The 15,105-nt window shown below is 58.9% G+C and carries 26 protein-coding genes; all 26 read right to left on the bottom strand.

Going from position 1 to position 15,105, the window contains the following annotated elements; genetic code table 11:
• Positions 1-107: 107 nt before the first annotated feature.
• A complete protein-coding gene (rplQ, locus tag PXH66_RS02105) occupies positions 108-578 on the bottom strand; it encodes a 50S ribosomal protein L17 (RefSeq protein WP_425609313.1) in 471 nt (156 codons plus the stop codon).
• Between the two features lie 270 nt (positions 579-848).
• Complete coding sequence (locus tag PXH66_RS02100; RefSeq protein ID WP_330930169.1) at positions 849-1,853, bottom strand: DNA-directed RNA polymerase subunit alpha; 1,005 nt, start codon at positions 1,851-1,853, stop codon at positions 849-851.
• A 53-nt stretch (positions 1,854-1,906) separates the two neighbouring features.
• Positions 1,907-2,518 (bottom strand): 30S ribosomal protein S4, encoded by a 612-nt coding sequence (rpsD, locus tag PXH66_RS02095; protein WP_330930168.1) that lies wholly within the window; start codon positions 2,516-2,518, stop codon positions 1,907-1,909.
• A gap of 49 nt (positions 2,519-2,567) precedes the next feature.
• Entirely contained in the window at positions 2,568-3,101 is a 534-nt protein-coding gene (gene rpsK / locus PXH66_RS02090; RefSeq protein WP_345781734.1) for a 30S ribosomal protein S11, read from the bottom strand.
• Positions 3,102-3,112: 11 nt separating this feature from the next.
• The gene (rpsM, locus tag PXH66_RS02085) at positions 3,113-3,484 is read right to left on the bottom strand and encodes a 30S ribosomal protein S13 (RefSeq protein ID WP_330930167.1); all 372 of its coding nucleotides are present in this window, start codon (positions 3,482-3,484) and stop codon (positions 3,113-3,115) included.
• 62 nt (positions 3,485-3,546) lie between these two features.
• Entirely contained in the window at positions 3,547-4,350 is an 804-nt protein-coding gene (gene map, locus PXH66_RS02080) for a type I methionyl aminopeptidase (protein ID WP_330930166.1), read from the bottom strand.
• A 3-nt stretch (positions 4,351-4,353) separates the two neighbouring features.
• Positions 4,354-4,689, bottom strand: coding sequence for a nucleoside monophosphate kinase (locus tag PXH66_RS02075; RefSeq protein WP_345784017.1), 336 nt, complete (start codon positions 4,687-4,689; stop codon positions 4,354-4,356).
• Between the two features lie 159 nt (positions 4,690-4,848).
• Positions 4,849-6,357 (bottom strand): preprotein translocase subunit SecY, encoded by a 1,509-nt coding sequence (gene secY, locus PXH66_RS02070; RefSeq protein ID WP_330930165.1) that lies wholly within the window; start codon positions 6,355-6,357, stop codon positions 4,849-4,851.
• A 106-nt stretch (positions 6,358-6,463) separates the two neighbouring features.
• Entirely contained in the window at positions 6,464-6,910 is a 447-nt protein-coding gene (rplO, locus tag PXH66_RS02065) for a 50S ribosomal protein L15 (protein WP_330930164.1), read from the bottom strand.
• A gap of 82 nt (positions 6,911-6,992) precedes the next feature.
• Positions 6,993-7,703, bottom strand: a complete 711-nt coding sequence (rpsE, locus tag PXH66_RS02060) for a 30S ribosomal protein S5 (protein WP_345781733.1) — start codon at positions 7,701-7,703, stop codon at positions 6,993-6,995.
• 10 nt (positions 7,704-7,713) lie between these two features.
• Positions 7,714-8,076, bottom strand: coding sequence for a 50S ribosomal protein L18 (gene rplR, locus PXH66_RS02055; protein WP_330930163.1), 363 nt, complete (start codon positions 8,074-8,076; stop codon positions 7,714-7,716).
• Between the two features lie 23 nt (positions 8,077-8,099).
• Positions 8,100-8,636 carry a 50S ribosomal protein L6 gene (gene rplF, locus PXH66_RS02050; RefSeq protein WP_330930162.1) on the bottom strand — a complete coding sequence of 179 codons (537 nt, stop codon included), beginning with the start codon at positions 8,634-8,636 and terminating at the stop codon, positions 8,100-8,102.
• A gap of 15 nt (positions 8,637-8,651) precedes the next feature.
• Positions 8,652-9,044, bottom strand: coding sequence for a 30S ribosomal protein S8 (rpsH, locus tag PXH66_RS02045; RefSeq protein WP_330930161.1), 393 nt, complete (start codon positions 9,042-9,044; stop codon positions 8,652-8,654).
• A gap of 92 nt (positions 9,045-9,136) precedes the next feature.
• Positions 9,137-9,442: a 30S ribosomal protein S14 gene (gene rpsN / locus PXH66_RS02040; protein WP_330930160.1), complete on the bottom strand. Its 306-nt coding sequence runs from the start codon at positions 9,440-9,442 to the stop codon at positions 9,137-9,139.
• A gap of 12 nt (positions 9,443-9,454) precedes the next feature.
• A complete protein-coding gene (gene rplE / locus PXH66_RS02035) occupies positions 9,455-10,027 on the bottom strand; it encodes a 50S ribosomal protein L5 (protein ID WP_330930159.1) in 573 nt (190 codons plus the stop codon).
• Positions 10,028-10,163: 136 nt separating this feature from the next.
• Positions 10,164-10,436, bottom strand: coding sequence for a 50S ribosomal protein L24 (rplX, locus tag PXH66_RS02030; protein ID WP_330930158.1), 273 nt, complete (start codon positions 10,434-10,436; stop codon positions 10,164-10,166).
• Position 10,437: 1 nt separating this feature from the next.
• A complete protein-coding gene (gene rplN / locus PXH66_RS02025) occupies positions 10,438-10,803 on the bottom strand; it encodes a 50S ribosomal protein L14 (protein WP_330930157.1) in 366 nt (121 codons plus the stop codon).
• 31 nt (positions 10,804-10,834) lie between these two features.
• Positions 10,835-11,188 carry a 30S ribosomal protein S17 gene (rpsQ, locus tag PXH66_RS02020; RefSeq protein WP_330930156.1) on the bottom strand — a complete coding sequence of 118 codons (354 nt, stop codon included), beginning with the start codon at positions 11,186-11,188 and terminating at the stop codon, positions 10,835-10,837.
• 23 nt (positions 11,189-11,211) lie between these two features.
• Complete coding sequence (rpmC, locus tag PXH66_RS02015; RefSeq protein ID WP_330930155.1) at positions 11,212-11,409, bottom strand: 50S ribosomal protein L29; 198 nt, start codon at positions 11,407-11,409, stop codon at positions 11,212-11,214.
• A gap of 21 nt (positions 11,410-11,430) precedes the next feature.
• Entirely contained in the window at positions 11,431-11,850 is a 420-nt protein-coding gene (gene rplP / locus PXH66_RS02010; RefSeq protein ID WP_330930154.1) for a 50S ribosomal protein L16, read from the bottom strand.
• 37 nt (positions 11,851-11,887) lie between these two features.
• Entirely contained in the window at positions 11,888-12,529 is a 642-nt protein-coding gene (gene rpsC, locus PXH66_RS02005) for a 30S ribosomal protein S3 (protein ID WP_330930153.1), read from the bottom strand.
• A gap of 7 nt (positions 12,530-12,536) precedes the next feature.
• A complete protein-coding gene (gene rplV, locus PXH66_RS02000; RefSeq protein WP_330930152.1) occupies positions 12,537-12,878 on the bottom strand; it encodes a 50S ribosomal protein L22 in 342 nt (113 codons plus the stop codon).
• 107 nt (positions 12,879-12,985) lie between these two features.
• A complete protein-coding gene (gene rpsS, locus PXH66_RS01995; protein WP_330930151.1) occupies positions 12,986-13,261 on the bottom strand; it encodes a 30S ribosomal protein S19 in 276 nt (91 codons plus the stop codon).
• 15 nt (positions 13,262-13,276) lie between these two features.
• On the bottom strand, positions 13,277-14,149 hold the full coding sequence (gene rplB / locus PXH66_RS01990) for a 50S ribosomal protein L2 (RefSeq protein ID WP_330930150.1): 873 nt from the start codon (positions 14,147-14,149) through the stop codon (positions 13,277-13,279).
• A 31-nt stretch (positions 14,150-14,180) separates the two neighbouring features.
• Positions 14,181-14,462: a 50S ribosomal protein L23 gene (gene rplW, locus PXH66_RS01985; RefSeq protein WP_330930149.1), complete on the bottom strand. Its 282-nt coding sequence runs from the start codon at positions 14,460-14,462 to the stop codon at positions 14,181-14,183.
• On the bottom strand, positions 14,462-15,094 hold the full coding sequence (gene rplD, locus PXH66_RS01980; RefSeq protein WP_330930148.1) for a 50S ribosomal protein L4: 633 nt from the start codon (positions 15,092-15,094) through the stop codon (positions 14,462-14,464). Before rplD ends, rplW begins: the two co-directional genes overlap by 1 nt.
• Between the last annotated feature and the right edge of the window lie 11 nt (positions 15,095-15,105).

The raw sequence follows: 15,105 nt of genomic DNA, 5'->3' as shown, positions 1-15,105 counted from the left end.
GTGAATCAGAACGGACCGACGGTGTTGCGGAGACAAAGAAAAACGCCGTTCCGCGAAGGCGGAACGGCGTTGCAAAAGGAATGAAGAGCGTGGGAGACGAAAGGACCTCAGTCCTTTTTCTCTGCCGGGGCCGGAGCCTCGACTTCAGCGGCGGGCGCTTCGGCGGGAGCTTCTGCTTCCACCGGAGTCGCTTCGACGGGAGCCGGGGCAGCGGCTTTCTTGGCTTTGGCGGCACCCTTTTTCTTCGGCTTCTTGTAACCGGGATCGTCGGCCTTGACGAATTCGATCAACGCCATCTCCGCCGCGTCACCGATACGGGGTCCGAGCTTGTAGATGCGGGTGTAGCCACCCGGACGGTTGAGGAATTCGGTGACCTTCTCATCGAAAAGCAGGTCGATCGCGGCGATGTCGCGCACGTCGGCCATGGCCAGACGACGGAGGTGCAGCTTGTCCTTGGGCTCGGTTTTGGCGTGAGCGCGTTTGGCCTTGGTCACGATCTTCTCGATGAAGGGACGCAGGGCCTTGGCCTTGGTGATGGTGGTTTTGATCCGCCCGTGGGTGATCAAGGAAACGGACATGTTGGCCAGCATGGCCGCACGATGTTCGCGGGTGACGCCAAGAGACTGGCGGTGCATTTTATGACGCATTGGTGTGTATTCTGATGGTGGGTGGTCTCCGATCGGCTACCCAGACGCAGCGTATGGCGGCAGAGCGGCGCGAAGACCGGTTGGTGGAAAAAGTAGCAAGTAACAGGTGGAAAGTATCAAGAAGGTTAAGCGCACCGGAGTGGCCTCTTTTACTTGATACTTGATACCTGTTACTTGCCCCTTCCCGGCGACAGCCGGGCTTTAGATTTCTTTCTTCGAGTCGAGGAGGCGTTCGTCGAATTTCATGCCGAGCGAGAGACCGAGGGCCTCGAGCTTGTCTTTGATTTCGTTGAGCGACTTCTTACCGAAATTGCGATACTTGAGCATCTCCTGCTCGGTCTTCATGGCGAGTTCGCCGACCGTGGTGATGTTCGCGTTGTTCAAGCAGTTCGCAGCGCGGACGGAGAGCTCGATTTCGTTGACCGACATGTTGAGGAGCTTGCGAAGCTTGTTCTGCTCTTCGCTGACCTCGGACTGTTGGTTGTCGAATTCGAAGGACTCTTCCGAAACACGGTCGAACACATCGAGGTGATGCTTGAGAATCGAACCGGCTTGCTTGAGGGCGTCGTCCGGGTTGATGCGGCCGTCGGTCCAGATCTCGAGAATCAGCTTGTCGTAGTCGGTGATCTGACCCACGCGGGTGGCCTCGACCGAATACTTGACGAGCTTGACCGGGGAGAAGAGCGAATCGATCGGGATGACCCCGATGGCTTGCTCTTCCTTTTTGTTGGCTTCGCCCGGGCAGTAACCACGACCGGTTTTAATCGTGACCTCGGCGGCAAAGGACTGCGGCTTGTCGAGCGTGCAGATCAACTGGTCAGGATTGACGATCGTGATGTTGGCGTCGGCCTGGATATCGGCAGCGGTGACGGGGCCTTCACGATCGACGTTGAGGGAGAGCACCACTTCGTCGGCGTTGGCGGACGAAACGATGAGCACCTTCTTGAGGTTGAGCACGATGTCGGTGACATCTTCGACGATACCGTCGACGCTCTGGAACTCGTGGTTGACTCCGTCAATCTTGATGGAGGCGATGGCGGCGCCCTCAATCGAGCTCAGGAGAACCCGGCGGAGGGAGTTACCGATGGTGTGGCCATAGCCAGCCTCGAAAGGCTCGGCGATGAACTTGCCATAGGTATCGGTGGAGCCTTCCTCCACCTTCGTGAGTTTGTTAGGTAGTTCGAACTTACCGAGGCGTTTAGGCATGATGGTCGCTGCTTGTTTGGCGGTTAGAAAAGACGATCGAAAGGATAACGAACTTAGAAGCGGGAGTAGAATTCAACGATGAGTTGCTCGTTGATATCCTGAGTCATCTCCTCGCGGGTCGGCATGCGGTTCACGACGCCGGTGTAGGTCTCGCCGTTAAGCGTGAGCCAACCGGGGACATTGCGACCACGGGTCTCCTCGAGATTGCGCGTGGCGATCTGGCGGGAGGTGGGCGAGTCCTTGATCATGATCTCATCGCCGGGGACGACGGTGTAGGAAGAGATGTCGACCTTGCCGCCGTTGACGCGAACGTGACCGTGGTTGACCAGCTGACGAGCAGCGGCGCGGGTCTTGGCGAAGCCGAGGGAGTAAACCGTGCTGTCGAGACGGGTCTCGAGGAGCTGCATGAAGCGCTCGCCGGTGACGCCCTTTTCGCGCTTGGCCTTTTCGAAGGTGCGGCGGAACTGGCGCTCGAGGAGGCCGTAGACGTAACGAAGCTTTTGCTTCTCATCGAGGCCGATGGCGTATTCCGACTTCTTGCGACGGAGACGCGGGCCGTGTTGGCCGGGCGGGAAAGGGCGCTTCTCGTAAGCCTTGGTGGCGCCAAACAGCGGCTGGCCGAAGCGGCGGCTGAGGCGGGTGGTGGGTCCGATGTAACGAGCCATGGGAGGTGATCCTTATTTTAAAATGTAATGGGCAATGCGAGGCGCGAACTTAGACGCGACGACGCTTGGGAGGACGGCAGCCGTTGTGGGGAACCGGAGTCGTATCGATGATCGAGGTGACTTCGAGGCCAATGGCTTGGATGGCACGCACGGCGCTGTCACGACCGAGGCCGGGACCGCTGACCTTGATGACGACATCCTTGAGACCGTGAGCCATGGCGGCGCGGGCGGCGTCTTGGGAGACGATCTGCGCGGCGTAGGCGGTGGACTTGCGCGAACCGCGGAAGTTGCACTTGCCGGCACTGGACCAGGAAATGACGTTACCTTTGGGATCGGTGATGGAAACGATGGTGTTGTTGAAGGTCGCCAGCACGCTGACGATGCCCGAAGTCACATTCTTCGAGCCCTTGGCCTTACGGATCTTTACCGCACCAAGTTCTTCTTTGAGCAGGTCCTCAGCCGTGGGCTGTTTCGGGACACCGCCGACCATTTCAACCGGCTTCTCGGCGGGAGCAGCAGCCTCGGGGGCCGCGCCTTCGACGGGCGGCGTTTCTTTTTCGGGAGTGGAATTCTCTTCGGCCATGACGGTATCGATTATTTCTTGGTTACGCCAACGGTGCTACGCGGGCCCTTGCGGGTGCGGCTGTTGGTCTTGGTGCGCTGACCGCGAACCGGGAGGCTGCGACGGTGGCGGATGCCGCGGTAGCAACCGACGGCTTGCAGGCGCTTCAAATTGCCCGTGATCTCACGACGCAGATCGCCCTCAACCACCCACTTCTTTTCGGTGATGACGTTGAGGATCTGGTTGAGCTGCTCCTCATCGAGATCGTTAGCGCGCATGTCCGGATCGAGACCGGTGGATTGCACGATGAAATCGGCACGTTGCGGACCGATGCCGTAAATGTAGCGAAGCGCGTAAGAGAGCTTTTTCTTCGCCGGAATATCGACGCCAAGTAGACGAGGCATAAGTGGAAGGAGTTGTGAGTTGGGAGGAAGGTTAGTTTAGAGAAAAGAAAAGGGAAAAACGGTCATGCGGTCATGGCATGAACGGTGGGTGACGAATCGAGCCGAGGGATGGTGAGGATCTCGGGGCCTTGTTCGGTCGTGAGCACGGTGTGCTCAAAGTGAGCTGAATCGGAATTGTCGACGGTGGTGATGGTCCAGCCATCGCGCAGGGTTTTGGTGCGCCAGTTGCCGATGTTGACCATGGGCTCGATGGCGAGCGTCATGCCCGGGCGAATCAGTTCACCTTTGCCCCGGCGGCCAAAGTTGGGAATTTGCGGTTCTTCGTGCATCGAAGTCCCCACCCCATGGCCGACCATGTCGCGAACGACGCCAAACCCGTGTTTTTCAACGTAGGTCTGAACGGCGTAGGAAATGTCTCCAATGCGATTACCGACGGTGGCCTTGGCAATGCCGAGGCGCAGGGCTTCTTCGGTGACTCGCAAGAGTTTCGCGCGGTCATCGGAGATGGCTCCCACCGGCACAGTCATCGCATTGTCACCAATGTATCCATCGTATTCGACGACCACATCGAGGGCGATGATATCGCCATCGGACAAAATGCGTTTCATGCTTCCGATACCGTGGACCACCTCTTCATTGACGGAGAGGCAGGTGTAGGCAGGAAAGCGACGTGAACCGACCTGGTAACCATAACAGGCACTGCGGGCACCGAGCTTCGCGATTAAATCACGGCCGATTTGGTCCAAGTCATAAGTAGTGATCCCGGGGGCCACATGCTCGTTTAAAGTATAAAGCACCGTGGCGGCTATCGCACTTGCGTCGCGCATCTTCGCGATGGCGTTCTGGTTTTTAATCGGAATGGCCATCAGTCAGGCGGCAAACAAGGTTTCAGCGTCGAATATTTCGACACCGAGAGTGCGATAGTGATCGATGATGGCGGGAGCAGCGACGGTGTCGCTGTCACTGGAAGTCGCACACGCAGTGAGCGTGGAATCGCGAGCTTCGAGCCATTCATCAAACACTTGAGCTTGGAGCAACGTAGCCGGGAAGTCCGCGAGGACAAAACCCGCATCGGGTTTGCGCGCCCAGAACCATCTCCGCAAAATGCTGAGGATGATTTGGTCAGGAACGGGTTGTTCCTGAGCCAACGCCCGGGAGGCCTGAGAGCCGAGGGGCGTGCGACGCGAAATCTCCTGCTTTATCAAGATGGCAGAAGAGACGTGCTCAATATTCAAAGAACGGGATCGATCGGCCTGAGCCGATGAAAGGGGTCCGAGGACCACTACCTTCGACTTGGCGGGGCTGCCACCAAGCGAAAGGGGGCAGAACGTGGATACCGCGAACGCCAAAGTAAAGGGTTATTTTCAGCCCCCAAACTGACGCCACAACCAGATGGCCAGACCGAAGAGCAACATTCCACCCATGAAGGCGGTCAGCTTGAAGACGGCGTCGGCGCTGGCCGCGTCGCCGAGTGAACCGGGACGGGAAGCAGAGTTGGAACGAGCGCGCACCCTGCCCTTCTTAAGGAAGCCGTCGTAGTGACGTTGCAGGAGGAAGGTCTCGATCTGTTTCATGGTGTCGAGCACGACACCAACGGTGATCAACATGCCGGTGCCGCCGAAGAAAATGGCGATACGTTGCGGGACGTTGAGCTCGAAGAGCAGCACGTCGGGCAATACGGCGATGATGGTGAGGAAAATCGCGCCCGCCAGGGTCAGACGCGTCATGATGAAGTCGAGGAACTTGGCCGTCGGCTGACCGGGACGGACACCCGGAATGTAACCGCCATACTTCTTCAAATCATCCGCGATCTGGATCGGCTTGAACATGACCGACACCCAGAAGTAGCTGAAGAACAGAATCAGGAAGCCGAAACCCGCGTAATACATCCAGTGACCGCGCAGCAGGTTGTTGGAGAAATCGACGAGGAAATCCAACTCCAAGGCCGCGCCGAGTTGCGACAGGATTTGCTGGGGGAACATCAAAATCGCGCTGGCGAAAATGACCGGCATGACGCCCGAGTAGTTCACCTTGAGCGGCATGAACGAACTTTGTCCGCCCATGACCTTGTTGCCCACCACGCGCTTGGCGTATTGGACCGGAATCTTCCGTTGGCCCTGGACCACCATGATGATGCCCATCGTCACGAGGATGAAGAGGCCGAACATGATAATGCCCTGCGGCAGTCCGAGGGTTTGCACCCCCACGGGAGCAAAGAAGAGTTGGTAGGTCGCCTGCGCGGCTCCGGGGATGTCGGCCAAAATACCGACGGTAATCAAAAGAGACACACCGTTACCGATGCCGCGTTGGGTGATTTGCTCACCCAGCCACATGAGAAGCATCGTGCCCGCGGTCATGATGATGACCGAAGTGACGAGGAACCACGCCTTACTCACGATCACAATGTCACCGTAGGTATTGACGTCGAAACTGCTGCCGAACAATCGAGCCGGATTCTCCAGCGCGAGAATCAACAACGTGCCCTGCACCAAACAAATCAAGACGGTCGCATAACGGGTGTATTGCGTGAGCTTTTGCCGCCCCACATCCCCCTCCTGCTGGAGACGGGACAAAGCCGGCACCACCGCCGTCATCAACTGAAAGATAATGGACGCGCTGATGTAGGGCATGATGCCCAGTGCGCCGATCGCTCCCTGGGTCAGTGCCCCACCCGTAAACATGTTCATCATGCCCACCAACGCGCCGGAACCGGCGGCGGTTTGGTCCGCAAAGAACTGCTTCAGGGGAGCCGGATCGAGACCGGGCAGCGGCACAACGGCGGCCACACGGGCGATAAACAGCAACGACAACGTGTAGAAGATCCGTTGCCGGAGCTCAGGAATCTTCAGCGAGTTCGTAAAGGCGGAGAGCACGAGAGGTTTTGGGAATTCTTATTTTAGATTTCGGAATGCGGAAAACAGCAGCGGGACACGGGATGATCGTTTACCCGCGTGTCACCGATGGCATGTCGCATTGGAATCAGGCGACAATCGCCTCGCCACCAGCGGCCTCGATCTTGGCCTTGGCAGCGGCGGAGAACTTGCTGGCCGTGATTTTCAAAGCCCGCGTGATTTCGCCATCGGCGAGAACTTTCAAGTAGTTCTCATCAGCGCGAATGATACCGGCTTGGGCGAGCACCTCGGCGTTCACCTCGGTGACGGACTCGTCGAGTTTGGCGAGATCGCCCACGTTGCAAACCACGGGTTCGACGCGGAAATTCTTCTGGTTGAAGCCGCGGATCGGGAGACGACGATAAAGCGGCATCTGGCCACCTTCGAAGCCGATGCGGATACCACCGCCGGAGCGGGCCGTCTGGCCTTTGCCACCGCGACCGGAGGTCTTACCATGACCATTACCTTCGCCGGTGCCCTTGCGTTTTTTGCGGTGCACGGCACCGGCAACATTTTTGAGTTCGTGGAGTTTCATTGATATGTCCTCAGAAAGCGCCCCGGTCCCGCAGATGCGGGATCGGGACTCGGATTAACTAACTTATAGAATTTTGGAAGAATCAGGCTTCAGCGGTGACGGGAGCACGCAAGGCCTTGATGGTCTCACGAACACGCAGTTGCTTCAGCGCGGCAAACGTCGCGTTGACGACGGCTTGGTGGTTGTTGGAACCGAGGGACTTGGTCAGCACGTTATGCAGACCGGCTGCTTCGAGAACCGCACGCACACCGCCACCGGCGATGAGGCCCGTGCCGGGCGTGGCGGGGCGAAGCAGAACCTTGCCACCGTCGGAAATACCGAGCGCTTCGTGGGGGATCGTGTCGCCCTTGATCTGCACCTTGGTCATGTGCTTGCGGGCGCCTTCGGTGCCCTTGCGGATCGCTTCGGGAACCTCATTGGCCTTGCCCATGTTGACGCCGACTTGGCCCTTGCCGTCGCCAACCACCACGAGAGCGGAAAAGCTGAAACGACGACCACCTTTGACGACCTTGGAACAGCGGTTGATGAAGACGACCTTCTCGAAGAGATCGGGACCGTCGTCTTGCGAGGAACCATTGTCACGACCGCGACGGTTGCCACCGGGACCACGGTTGCCACCGGGACCGCGATTACCACCGGGACCGCGATTGCCACCAGGGCCGCGATTGCCACCGGGGCCACCCGGGCCACGATTGAAACCACCGGGACCACCCGGGCCACGGTTGCCACCCGGGCCACGATTTTGGCCGGCACCGGGAGCGTTGGAAGAAGGATTAGCGGAAGGAGTGCTCATAGCCATTTGCTTAGAATTTGAGACCGGCCTCACGCGCGGCGTCGGCGAATGCTTTAACTTTGCCGTGATACAGGGCTCCGTTGCGGTCGAATACGACATCGGAGATGCCTGCTGCCGTCGCCTTGGCGGTGAAGGCTTGGGCGAGAGCTTGGGCTCCGGCCACATTGGCGGCCAACTTCTGCTTGCGCAGTTCGGCGTCGAGACTGGACAGGTAAGCCAGCGTGGTGCCGGCATCGTCGTCGACCGCTTGGGCGTAGATGTGTTTGGAGGTGAATTTGACCGTCAAGCGAGGACGCGCGGCGGTGCCGTTGACCTTCTTGCGGATACGCCATTTGCGCTTTTGGAGCAGTTTGGCTTTGAGAATAGTTTTCATGGGTGCGGTTACCTTTCTGCGCGTTAGGCGACAGTCTTACCTTCCTTACGGCGCACGCGCTCGTCGGAGTATTTGACGCCTTTGCCCTTGTAGGGCTCGGCCGGGTAGTAGGAGCGGATGTTGGCGGCGACCTCGCCGACCAGCTGCTTGTCAACGCCCTCGACTTTGACTTTCGTCTGGTCGGTGACGGTCACCTTGATGCCATCCGGAACCGGATAGAGGATGGGGTGCGAGTAGCCCAACGCCAAATCAAGGGTGCTGCCCTTGAGCACGGCTTTGAAACCAACGCCGGAGATTTCGAGATCCTTGGCGAATCCCGTGGTCACGCCTTGCACCATGCCGGCGATGATCGAACGGGCGGTGCCATACATAGCGTTGGCAAAACGGGTGCTGTCGGCCGGAGCGACGATGATCTCCCCCTCGACGAGGGTGATCTTGGCGGCGCTGTTGAAGGTCTTGGTCAGGGTGCCCTTGGGACCTTCGACGGAGACGGTTTGTCCGGAAATGTCGACTTTGACTTTCTCCGGGATGGGAACGGGTTGTTTACCGATGCGGCTCATGTGCTTGGTTTCCTATTACCAGATGTTGCAGAGGAGCTCGCCCCCGGCCTTGTTGCGACGGCAATCCTGATCCTTCATCAACCCGCTGGAGGTCGACAGAATGCTGATGCCCAGTCCGTTGAGGACGCGCGGGATTTCCGTGTAGCGGTAGTAAAGGCGGCGACCGGGGGTCGACACGCGCTTCAAGCCGGTGAGAGCCGGGGTGCCACCGACATACTTCATCTTCACGATGAGCGTCTTGTGGCCTTTGGCGTCGGCACCTTCGGCGACATCAAGAATGAAGCCCTCGGACTTCAGGATGCCGGCCAGGCTGGCCTTGAGTTTGGAATGCGGAACGACGCATTCTTCGAGCTGAGCGTTGCTGGCATTGCGCAGCCGCGTCAGAAAATCAGCAATAGGATCTGTCATGGGTGGATGTTTGTTAGGTTCTCGGCCGGCGGGTCATATCCGTGGAGCGGGGATCGCACCGAACCCCCGTCGGCTGAAAGTTGTGAAAAAAATTACCAGGAAGATTTGATGACACCCGGGATCTTGCCGGCGAGCGCGAGCTCGCGGAAGGTGATGCGGGAGACACCGAATTTACGGATGTAAGCGCGGGGGCGACCGCTCATGGAGCAACGATTCTTAACCCGGACTTGGGACGAATTGCGCGGCAGTTTTTGCAGCTTCTTTTGCGCCGCGAAGAATTCCTCATCGGGAGTCTCCGGGTTGAGCAGGGTGGCTTTGAGTTCAGCCCGTTTGGCGGCGAACTTGGTGGCCAGCTTCTGGCGCTTGATGTTGCGGTGAATGGCAGAGGTCTTCGGCATGGCGGGAAGAATTTAGGCGGCTTGCGCGGTTTCAGAGGCGCGACGGAAGGGCATACCGAGGAGTTTGAGCAACTCGCGGCCTTCTTCGTCGGTTTCGGCCGTGGTGACGATCGTCACGTCGAAGCCGAGATTGCGCTTCACGTTTTCCACGGTGATTTCCGGGAAAATGGTGAAATCGTTAATGCCGAGAGTGTAGTTGCCATTGCCGTCGAGACGGGTCGGCACACCGCGGAAGTCGCGGATCGTGGGCAGCGCCACGGCAATCAGACGATAGAGGAAGTCCCACATCGAGTCACCCCGCAGAGTGACATGGGCTCCAATGATCTGTCCCTGACGAAGTTTGAAGTTCGCGACGGACTTGCGGGCCTTGGCGGTGACGGGCTTTTGACCGGCGATCAACGTGAGATCACGCAACACATCGGCGATTTGGTTCTTGTCCAGATCGGTGCCGAAACCGGAGTTAATGGAGACCTTCACCACGCGCGGGACTTGGTGAACGTTCTTGTAGCCACGGCTTTCCGTCAGCGCAGGGACAACCTGCTCAGCGTATTGGGCCTTGAGGGCGGGAGAGTATGAAGTGCTCATGAGAGATGTCGTTGGATTTCCGACCCAACGGCGGTAAATGAGAGATTACGGGAAAAAGAGGACGAGTAACGCAGTCCGGTGTTCAGCTTGGCAAGGAGATTACGTCAGCTGATGAACCGGCGGCGGAATAGTAGGATCAGGCAGTGGCGGCGACGGCTTCACGCTTGGTGGAAGCATCGTGGCGGCTCTTGAGCATCAAATTGGAGATGTGGACGGAACCTTCCCGTTCGACGATGGCGCCGTTGGGGTTTTCTTCCGACTTCTTCAAGTGACGCTTGATCATGGCGACGCCCTCAACGCGAACGCGCTGCTTGGCGGCCAGAATCTCGAGAACTTTACCGGTCTTGCCTTTGTGGGCGCCGGCGATGACGACGACTTCGTCGCCGCGTTTGATGTGGAATTTCTGCATGTTAGAGGACCTCCGGTGCGAGCGAGATGATCTTCATGAAGTTCTTCGCGCGAAGTTCGCGGGCGACCGGTCCGAAGATGCGGGTGCCCTTCGGGTTGCCGTCCGGGTTGATGATGACGATGGCGTTGGAGTCAAAACGCAGGTAGCTGCCATCAGCCCGACGAATCGGGGCCTTGGTGCGAACGACGACGGCCTTGGCGACCTCGCCCTTCTTCACCGACGAATCGGTGGAGCTGTCCTTGATGTTGACGGTGATGATGTCTCCGACACCGGCGACGTTACGGCCGGCTCCTTTTTTGGAGATCATGTGAGCTTTGCGAGCGCCGGTGTTGTCGGCGATTTGGAGAACGGATCGAAGTTGGATCATGAGATGCCTTTCAGGTGTTCAGGGCTTTCGATCAGGATTCGGTCTCGGCCGTGGCGACGGGAGCCGGGGGCTCGACGTCATGCTTGACCTCGGCGGCGGCACGGGCGGCCGCGACTTCGACGTCGGCGGAGAGGGTGACGATGCGCAGCACGCGGAACCGTTTGAGGCGGCTGAGCGGACGCGTTTCCATGATCTCGACCTTATCGCCCACGTGAACTTCGTTCTTCTCATCATGCACATGCACGACGGATTTACGATTAATCACCTTTTTGTAGCGGGGGTGCGGGATCTTGTAAGGGATGGTGACCTTGACGGACTTGTCGCCGGTGCGGCTGGAGACAATACCGATGAGGGTCTGACGATTGTTGCGGGTCTCGGTGGACATGGCAGTGATGGGTTGTGACGCGCTCAAGCGGCGGCGATTTTCTTCTCGTTAAGGATGGTCTCGAGCCGGGCAATGTCCTTGCGGTGCGCGTGAAGCTCGTGGGTCTTTTCGACCTGACCGGTGTGTTTGCGCAGGCGGAGCTGCACGAGGGCTTCGCGGGTTTCGCGGAGCTTGGTCTCGATCTCGGCCGGCGATAGTTCGCGGATGTCTTTGGAATTCATGACGGGTTGGGGATCGAGGGATTAGATGGTGTTTTCGCGAACCACGAAGCGGCAGTGGAACGGCAGCTTGGCGTCGGCCAGGCGGCAGGCCTCTTTGGCGATGGATTGCGGCACGCCGGCGAGCTCGAACAACATGGCGCCGGGCTTGATAACGGCGACGTAATGGTCGACCGAACCTTTACCGGAACCCATGCGGACTTCGGCGGGTTTCTTGGTGATGGGCTTGTGCGGGAACACGCGGATCCAGATCTTGCCCTTGCGCTTGAGGTGACGGTTCATGGTCACACGAGCGGCTTCAATTTGACGACCAGTCATGGCGCCACGAGTCAGGGATTGGAGTCCGAATTCGCCGAACGCAATGGTGTTACCACCCTTGGCGTTGCCGGCGCGGGAGCCCTTCATGACTTTGCGGTATTTGGTGCGAGAGGGAGCGAGAGCCATAGTATTTGTCTCTTAAAGGTTAATTCCGTAGCCGGCTTTAAGCGGGCTGGTTGCTGTCGGCTTCCGGCTTACAGATCCAGCACTTGACGCCAATCTTGCCGTAAACGGTGTTCGCTTCCGCAAAGCCGTAGTCGATGTTTTCGCGCAGGGTGTGCAACGGCACCCGGCCCTTGCGCTGCCATTCGCGGCGGGCAATGTCGGAACCACCCAGGCGACCGGAGCATTGGATACGAATACCCTCGGCGCCGAGAGCCATGGCGATTTCCACCGTGCGCTTCATGGCCCGACGGAATGCGATGCGACGCTCGAGTTGGAGACACACGTTCTCGGCCACCAATTGGGCTTCGATCTCGGGCTTCTTGACCTCTTGAATGTCGAGGAGGATGTCCTTGCCGGTCAGCTTGGAGAGCTCGTCCTTGATCTTCTCGATTTCCTGACCCTTGCGACCGATCACAATGCCCGGACGGGCGGTGTAGATCTTGACGCGAACGCGGCTGGAGGCGCGCTCAATGAAGATGCGCGGCACACTGGCCTGCTTGAGCTTTTCCATGAGTTTCTCACGGATGAGCTGGTCCTCACGCAGGAGCGTGGGGAAATCTTTTTTGTTCGCATACCAGCGGGATTGCCAGTTGCGGCGGACGGCCAGACGAAAGCCGATGGGATTGGTTTTTTGACCCATGGAAGTATTAGGAGTTGTTGCCGTCCGAAAGAACGATGCGGATGTGGGACATGCCTTTGCGGCGCGGCTTGGCGGTGCCACGGGCACCGGCCTTGAAACGCTTGAGCACGGGACCTTGCTCAATCAGCGCGCGGTGCACGATGAGCTCGTCGGCCGAGACGTTGTTGTTGTTCTCGGCGTTGGCGATGGCGCTGGCCAGGGTCTTGGCGATGAGGCGCGCGGATTTGCGCGGAATGATCGAGAGGAGACCGACGGCTTCCGGGGCTTTGCGACCCTGGATGGTGCGGGCAACCTCGCGCATCTTCTGCGGCGACATGCGCGCGTAGCGAGTGAGGGCTTGAACTTCCATGTGTGTAGTGAGGATTCCCCTACGAGGGGCGACAGCAGCGGGTCCGAGGCGGACCACCCTGCCCTTTGATTGTCTTGATAGAATAGATGACGAAACGAACGACGGGATCAGTCCTTGCGGGTCATGCCGCCGTGGTTCTTGAAGGTGCGCGTCGGCGAGAATTCGCCGAGTTTATGACCCACCATGTTCTCGGTGACGTAGACCGCAGTGAACTGCTTGCCGTTGTGCACATTGAAGGTGAATCCGACAAACTCCGGCGTGATCGTGGAACGACGGGACCAGGTTTGGATGGGCTTTTTGGATCCGCCGCCGGCGTTGGCCTTCTCGATTTTCTCGATCAGGTGGTAGTCGACGAAGAAGCCTTTCTTGATGGAACGTGCCATGGGAAATCAGGTAGATTATTTCTTGCCGCGCGGCTTCATGCCGTTGTGGCGAACGAGGATGAGGCTGTTCGAGGCTTTCGAACGACGACGGGTCGGGAAACCCTTGGCGAGTTGACCCCACGGGGAGGACAAGTGTTGGCGACCGCCACCACCCTTGGACTTGCCCTGACCACCACCGTTGGGGTGATCGACGGGATTCATCGCGACACCGCGGACGCGGGGACGCTTGCCGAGCCAGCGATTGCGGCCGGCCTTGCCCAGGGATTGACGGTTGTGGGTGTCGTTGCCGACTTCGCCAATGGTCGCACGGCAGGAACCGTTGACCAGGCGCACTTCGCCGGACGGGAGCTTGATTTGGGCGTAGCCCTCATCGGTGATGCTCACGAGTTCAACGGAGACGCCCGCGCCACGCGCCATCTGCGCACCACGACCGGGCAGCAGCTCGACGCAGTGCACGCGGGTGGAAGGAGGCATGAGCGACAGCGGGTAGTTGTTACCCACGTTGAAGTCGTTGATGGTGGCCGTGGTGCCGGCGACAATCTTGGCGCCGACCTCGAGCCCGTTGGGGGCGATGATATAACGCTTCTCGCCTTCCGGATACTCGACCAACGCGATGTTGGCGGAGCGATTCGGATCGTATTCAATCGCGATGATCGTGGCCGGAACGTCCAGCTTGTCGGTGCGTTTGAAGTCGATGATGCGATAGAGTTGCTTGTGGCCTCCGCCGCGACGACGCGACGTGATGCGACCGTAGGCGTTGCGACCACCGGACTTGGGCTTGGGCTCGGTCAACGCCTTTTCCGGACGCTTCTTGGTGAGACCCTTGCTGGAAGTGATCGTGGTCGTGCGCTGGGCGGGAGTGACCGGACGAGTGGATTTGATAGCCATGGGATGTATTCTCCAGGTTGTGCGAGTTCGCTTAGACGAGCTCGATCTTGTCGCCGGCCTTGAGCGTAACGATGGCCTTCTTATAGTCGGACTTCTTACCCGGCTTGCCAGTGCGGCCGCGGGTGGTCTTGCCGAGAATATTCATCACATTGACGCGCTTGACGGTGACCTTGAAGGTCTTCTCGACAGCGCTGGCAATGGCGGCCTTGGTGGCGGTCGGGAACACTTCGAAGGTGTATTGACCGAACTCGGCGGACAGGGCGTTGGACTTCTCGGTGAAGCGGACGGTTTTGAGAACTTTATCAGCGTGCATCAGTTATTACCTCCGTTTACGCGGGCGATGATCGCCTCGAGGGCTTTGGAGCTGACGACGATCTTGGCGTATTGCGCCAAATCGAGCGGGTTGAGTTTCGCGGCTTCCTGGAAGGAAACGCGTTCAATGTTACGAGCGGCGAGCACGGTGGTGTCGGCGAACGGGGCGTCGACCAGCAAAACCTTGCCGGTCGGAGCGATGCGTCCGAGGACTTCCACGGCGACCTTGGTCTTGGCGGGAGCAACGGAGAATTCCTCAATCACCGCGATTTCACCGGCGACGGCGCGATCAAAGAGCGCGCGGGAAAAAGCGAGGGCCTTCACCTTGGAATTGATCTTCTTGGAAAAGTCCTGGGGCTTTGGTCCGTGGGCGACACCACCGCCGACCCAGATCGGGGAGCGGGTGGAACCGTGACGAGCGCGGCCGGTGCCCTTTTGGCGCCAGGGCTTCTTGCCACCGCCGGAGACGTCACCACGGGTCTTGGTCGACCGGGTGCCTTGGCGGTTGTTGGCGTTGATGGCGACGATGACTTCCTTGAGCGCTTGCAGACCCTTGCTGCCCTCGAATTCGGGGAGGCTGAAGTCCTGCTCGCGGCTGCTGGTGCCGTCTGAATTAAAAACTGTGAGTTTCATGGGTGCGTTTC

The sequence above is a fragment of the Synoicihabitans lomoniglobus genome (genome assembly GCF_029023725.1).
Taxonomy (GTDB): Bacteria; Verrucomicrobiota; Verrucomicrobiia; order Opitutales; family Opitutaceae; genus Actomonas; species Actomonas lomonigloba.
This window is presented reverse-complemented; position numbering and strand designations above follow the sequence as displayed.

What these genes read in the sequence shown, in the direction of transcription:
- rplQ (WP_425609313.1), bottom strand. Translation starts at nt 578, where the DNA reads ATGTCCGTTTCCTTGATCACCCACGGGCGGATCAAAACCACCATCACC.
- PXH66_RS02100 (WP_330930169.1), bottom strand. Translation starts at nt 1,853, where the DNA reads ATGCCTAAACGCCTCGGTAAGTTCGAACTACCTAACAAACTCACGAAG.
- rpsD (WP_330930168.1), bottom strand. Translation starts at nt 2,518, where the DNA reads ATGGCTCGTTACATCGGACCCACCACCCGCCTCAGCCGCCGCTTCGGC.
- rpsK (WP_345781734.1), bottom strand. Translation starts at nt 3,101, where the DNA reads ATGGCCGAAGAGAATTCCACTCCCGAAAAAGAAACGCCGCCCGTCGAA.
- rpsM (WP_330930167.1), bottom strand. Translation starts at nt 3,484, where the DNA reads ATGCCTCGTCTACTTGGCGTCGATATTCCGGCGAAGAAAAAGCTCTCT.
- map (WP_330930166.1), bottom strand. Translation starts at nt 4,350, where the DNA reads ATGGCCATTCCGATTAAAAACCAGAACGCCATCGCGAAGATGCGCGAC.
- rplO (WP_330930164.1), bottom strand. Translation starts at nt 6,910, where the DNA reads ATGAAACTCCACGAACTCAAAAATGTTGCCGGTGCCGTGCACCGCAAA.
- rpsE (WP_345781733.1), bottom strand. Translation starts at nt 7,703, where the DNA reads ATGAGCACTCCTTCCGCTAATCCTTCTTCCAACGCTCCCGGTGCCGGC.
- rplR (WP_330930163.1), bottom strand. Translation starts at nt 8,076, where the DNA reads ATGAAAACTATTCTCAAAGCCAAACTGCTCCAAAAGCGCAAATGGCGT.
- rplF (WP_330930162.1), bottom strand. Translation starts at nt 8,636, where the DNA reads ATGAGCCGCATCGGTAAACAACCCGTTCCCATCCCGGAGAAAGTCAAA.
- rpsH (WP_330930161.1), bottom strand. Translation starts at nt 9,044, where the DNA reads ATGACAGATCCTATTGCTGATTTTCTGACGCGGCTGCGCAATGCCAGC.
- rpsN (WP_330930160.1), bottom strand. Translation starts at nt 9,442, where the DNA reads ATGCCGAAGACCTCTGCCATTCACCGCAACATCAAGCGCCAGAAGCTG.
- rplE (WP_330930159.1), bottom strand. Translation starts at nt 10,027, where the DNA reads ATGAGCACTTCATACTCTCCCGCCCTCAAGGCCCAATACGCTGAGCAG.
- rplX (WP_330930158.1), bottom strand. Translation starts at nt 10,436, where the DNA reads ATGCAGAAATTCCACATCAAACGCGGCGACGAAGTCGTCGTCATCGCC.
- rplN (WP_330930157.1), bottom strand. Translation starts at nt 10,803, where the DNA reads ATGATCCAACTTCGATCCGTTCTCCAAATCGCCGACAACACCGGCGCT.
- rpsQ (WP_330930156.1), bottom strand. Translation starts at nt 11,188, where the DNA reads ATGTCCACCGAGACCCGCAACAATCGTCAGACCCTCATCGGTATTGTC.
- rpmC (WP_330930155.1), bottom strand. Translation starts at nt 11,409, where the DNA reads ATGAATTCCAAAGACATCCGCGAACTATCGCCGGCCGAGATCGAGACC.
- rplP (WP_330930154.1), bottom strand. Translation starts at nt 11,850, where the DNA reads ATGGCTCTCGCTCCCTCTCGCACCAAATACCGCAAAGTCATGAAGGGC.
- rpsC (WP_330930153.1), bottom strand. Translation starts at nt 12,529, where the DNA reads ATGGGTCAAAAAACCAATCCCATCGGCTTTCGTCTGGCCGTCCGCCGC.
- rplV (WP_330930152.1), bottom strand. Translation starts at nt 12,878, where the DNA reads ATGGAAGTTCAAGCCCTCACTCGCTACGCGCGCATGTCGCCGCAGAAG.
- rpsS (WP_330930151.1), bottom strand. Translation starts at nt 13,261, where the DNA reads ATGGCACGTTCCATCAAGAAAGGCTTCTTCGTCGACTACCACCTGATC.
- rplB (WP_330930150.1), bottom strand. Translation starts at nt 14,149, where the DNA reads ATGGCTATCAAATCCACTCGTCCGGTCACTCCCGCCCAGCGCACGACC.
- rplW (WP_330930149.1), bottom strand. Translation starts at nt 14,462, where the DNA reads ATGCACGCTGATAAAGTTCTCAAAACCGTCCGCTTCACCGAGAAGTCC.
- rplD (WP_330930148.1), bottom strand. Translation starts at nt 15,094, where the DNA reads ATGAAACTCACAGTTTTTAATTCAGACGGCACCAGCAGCCGCGAGCAG.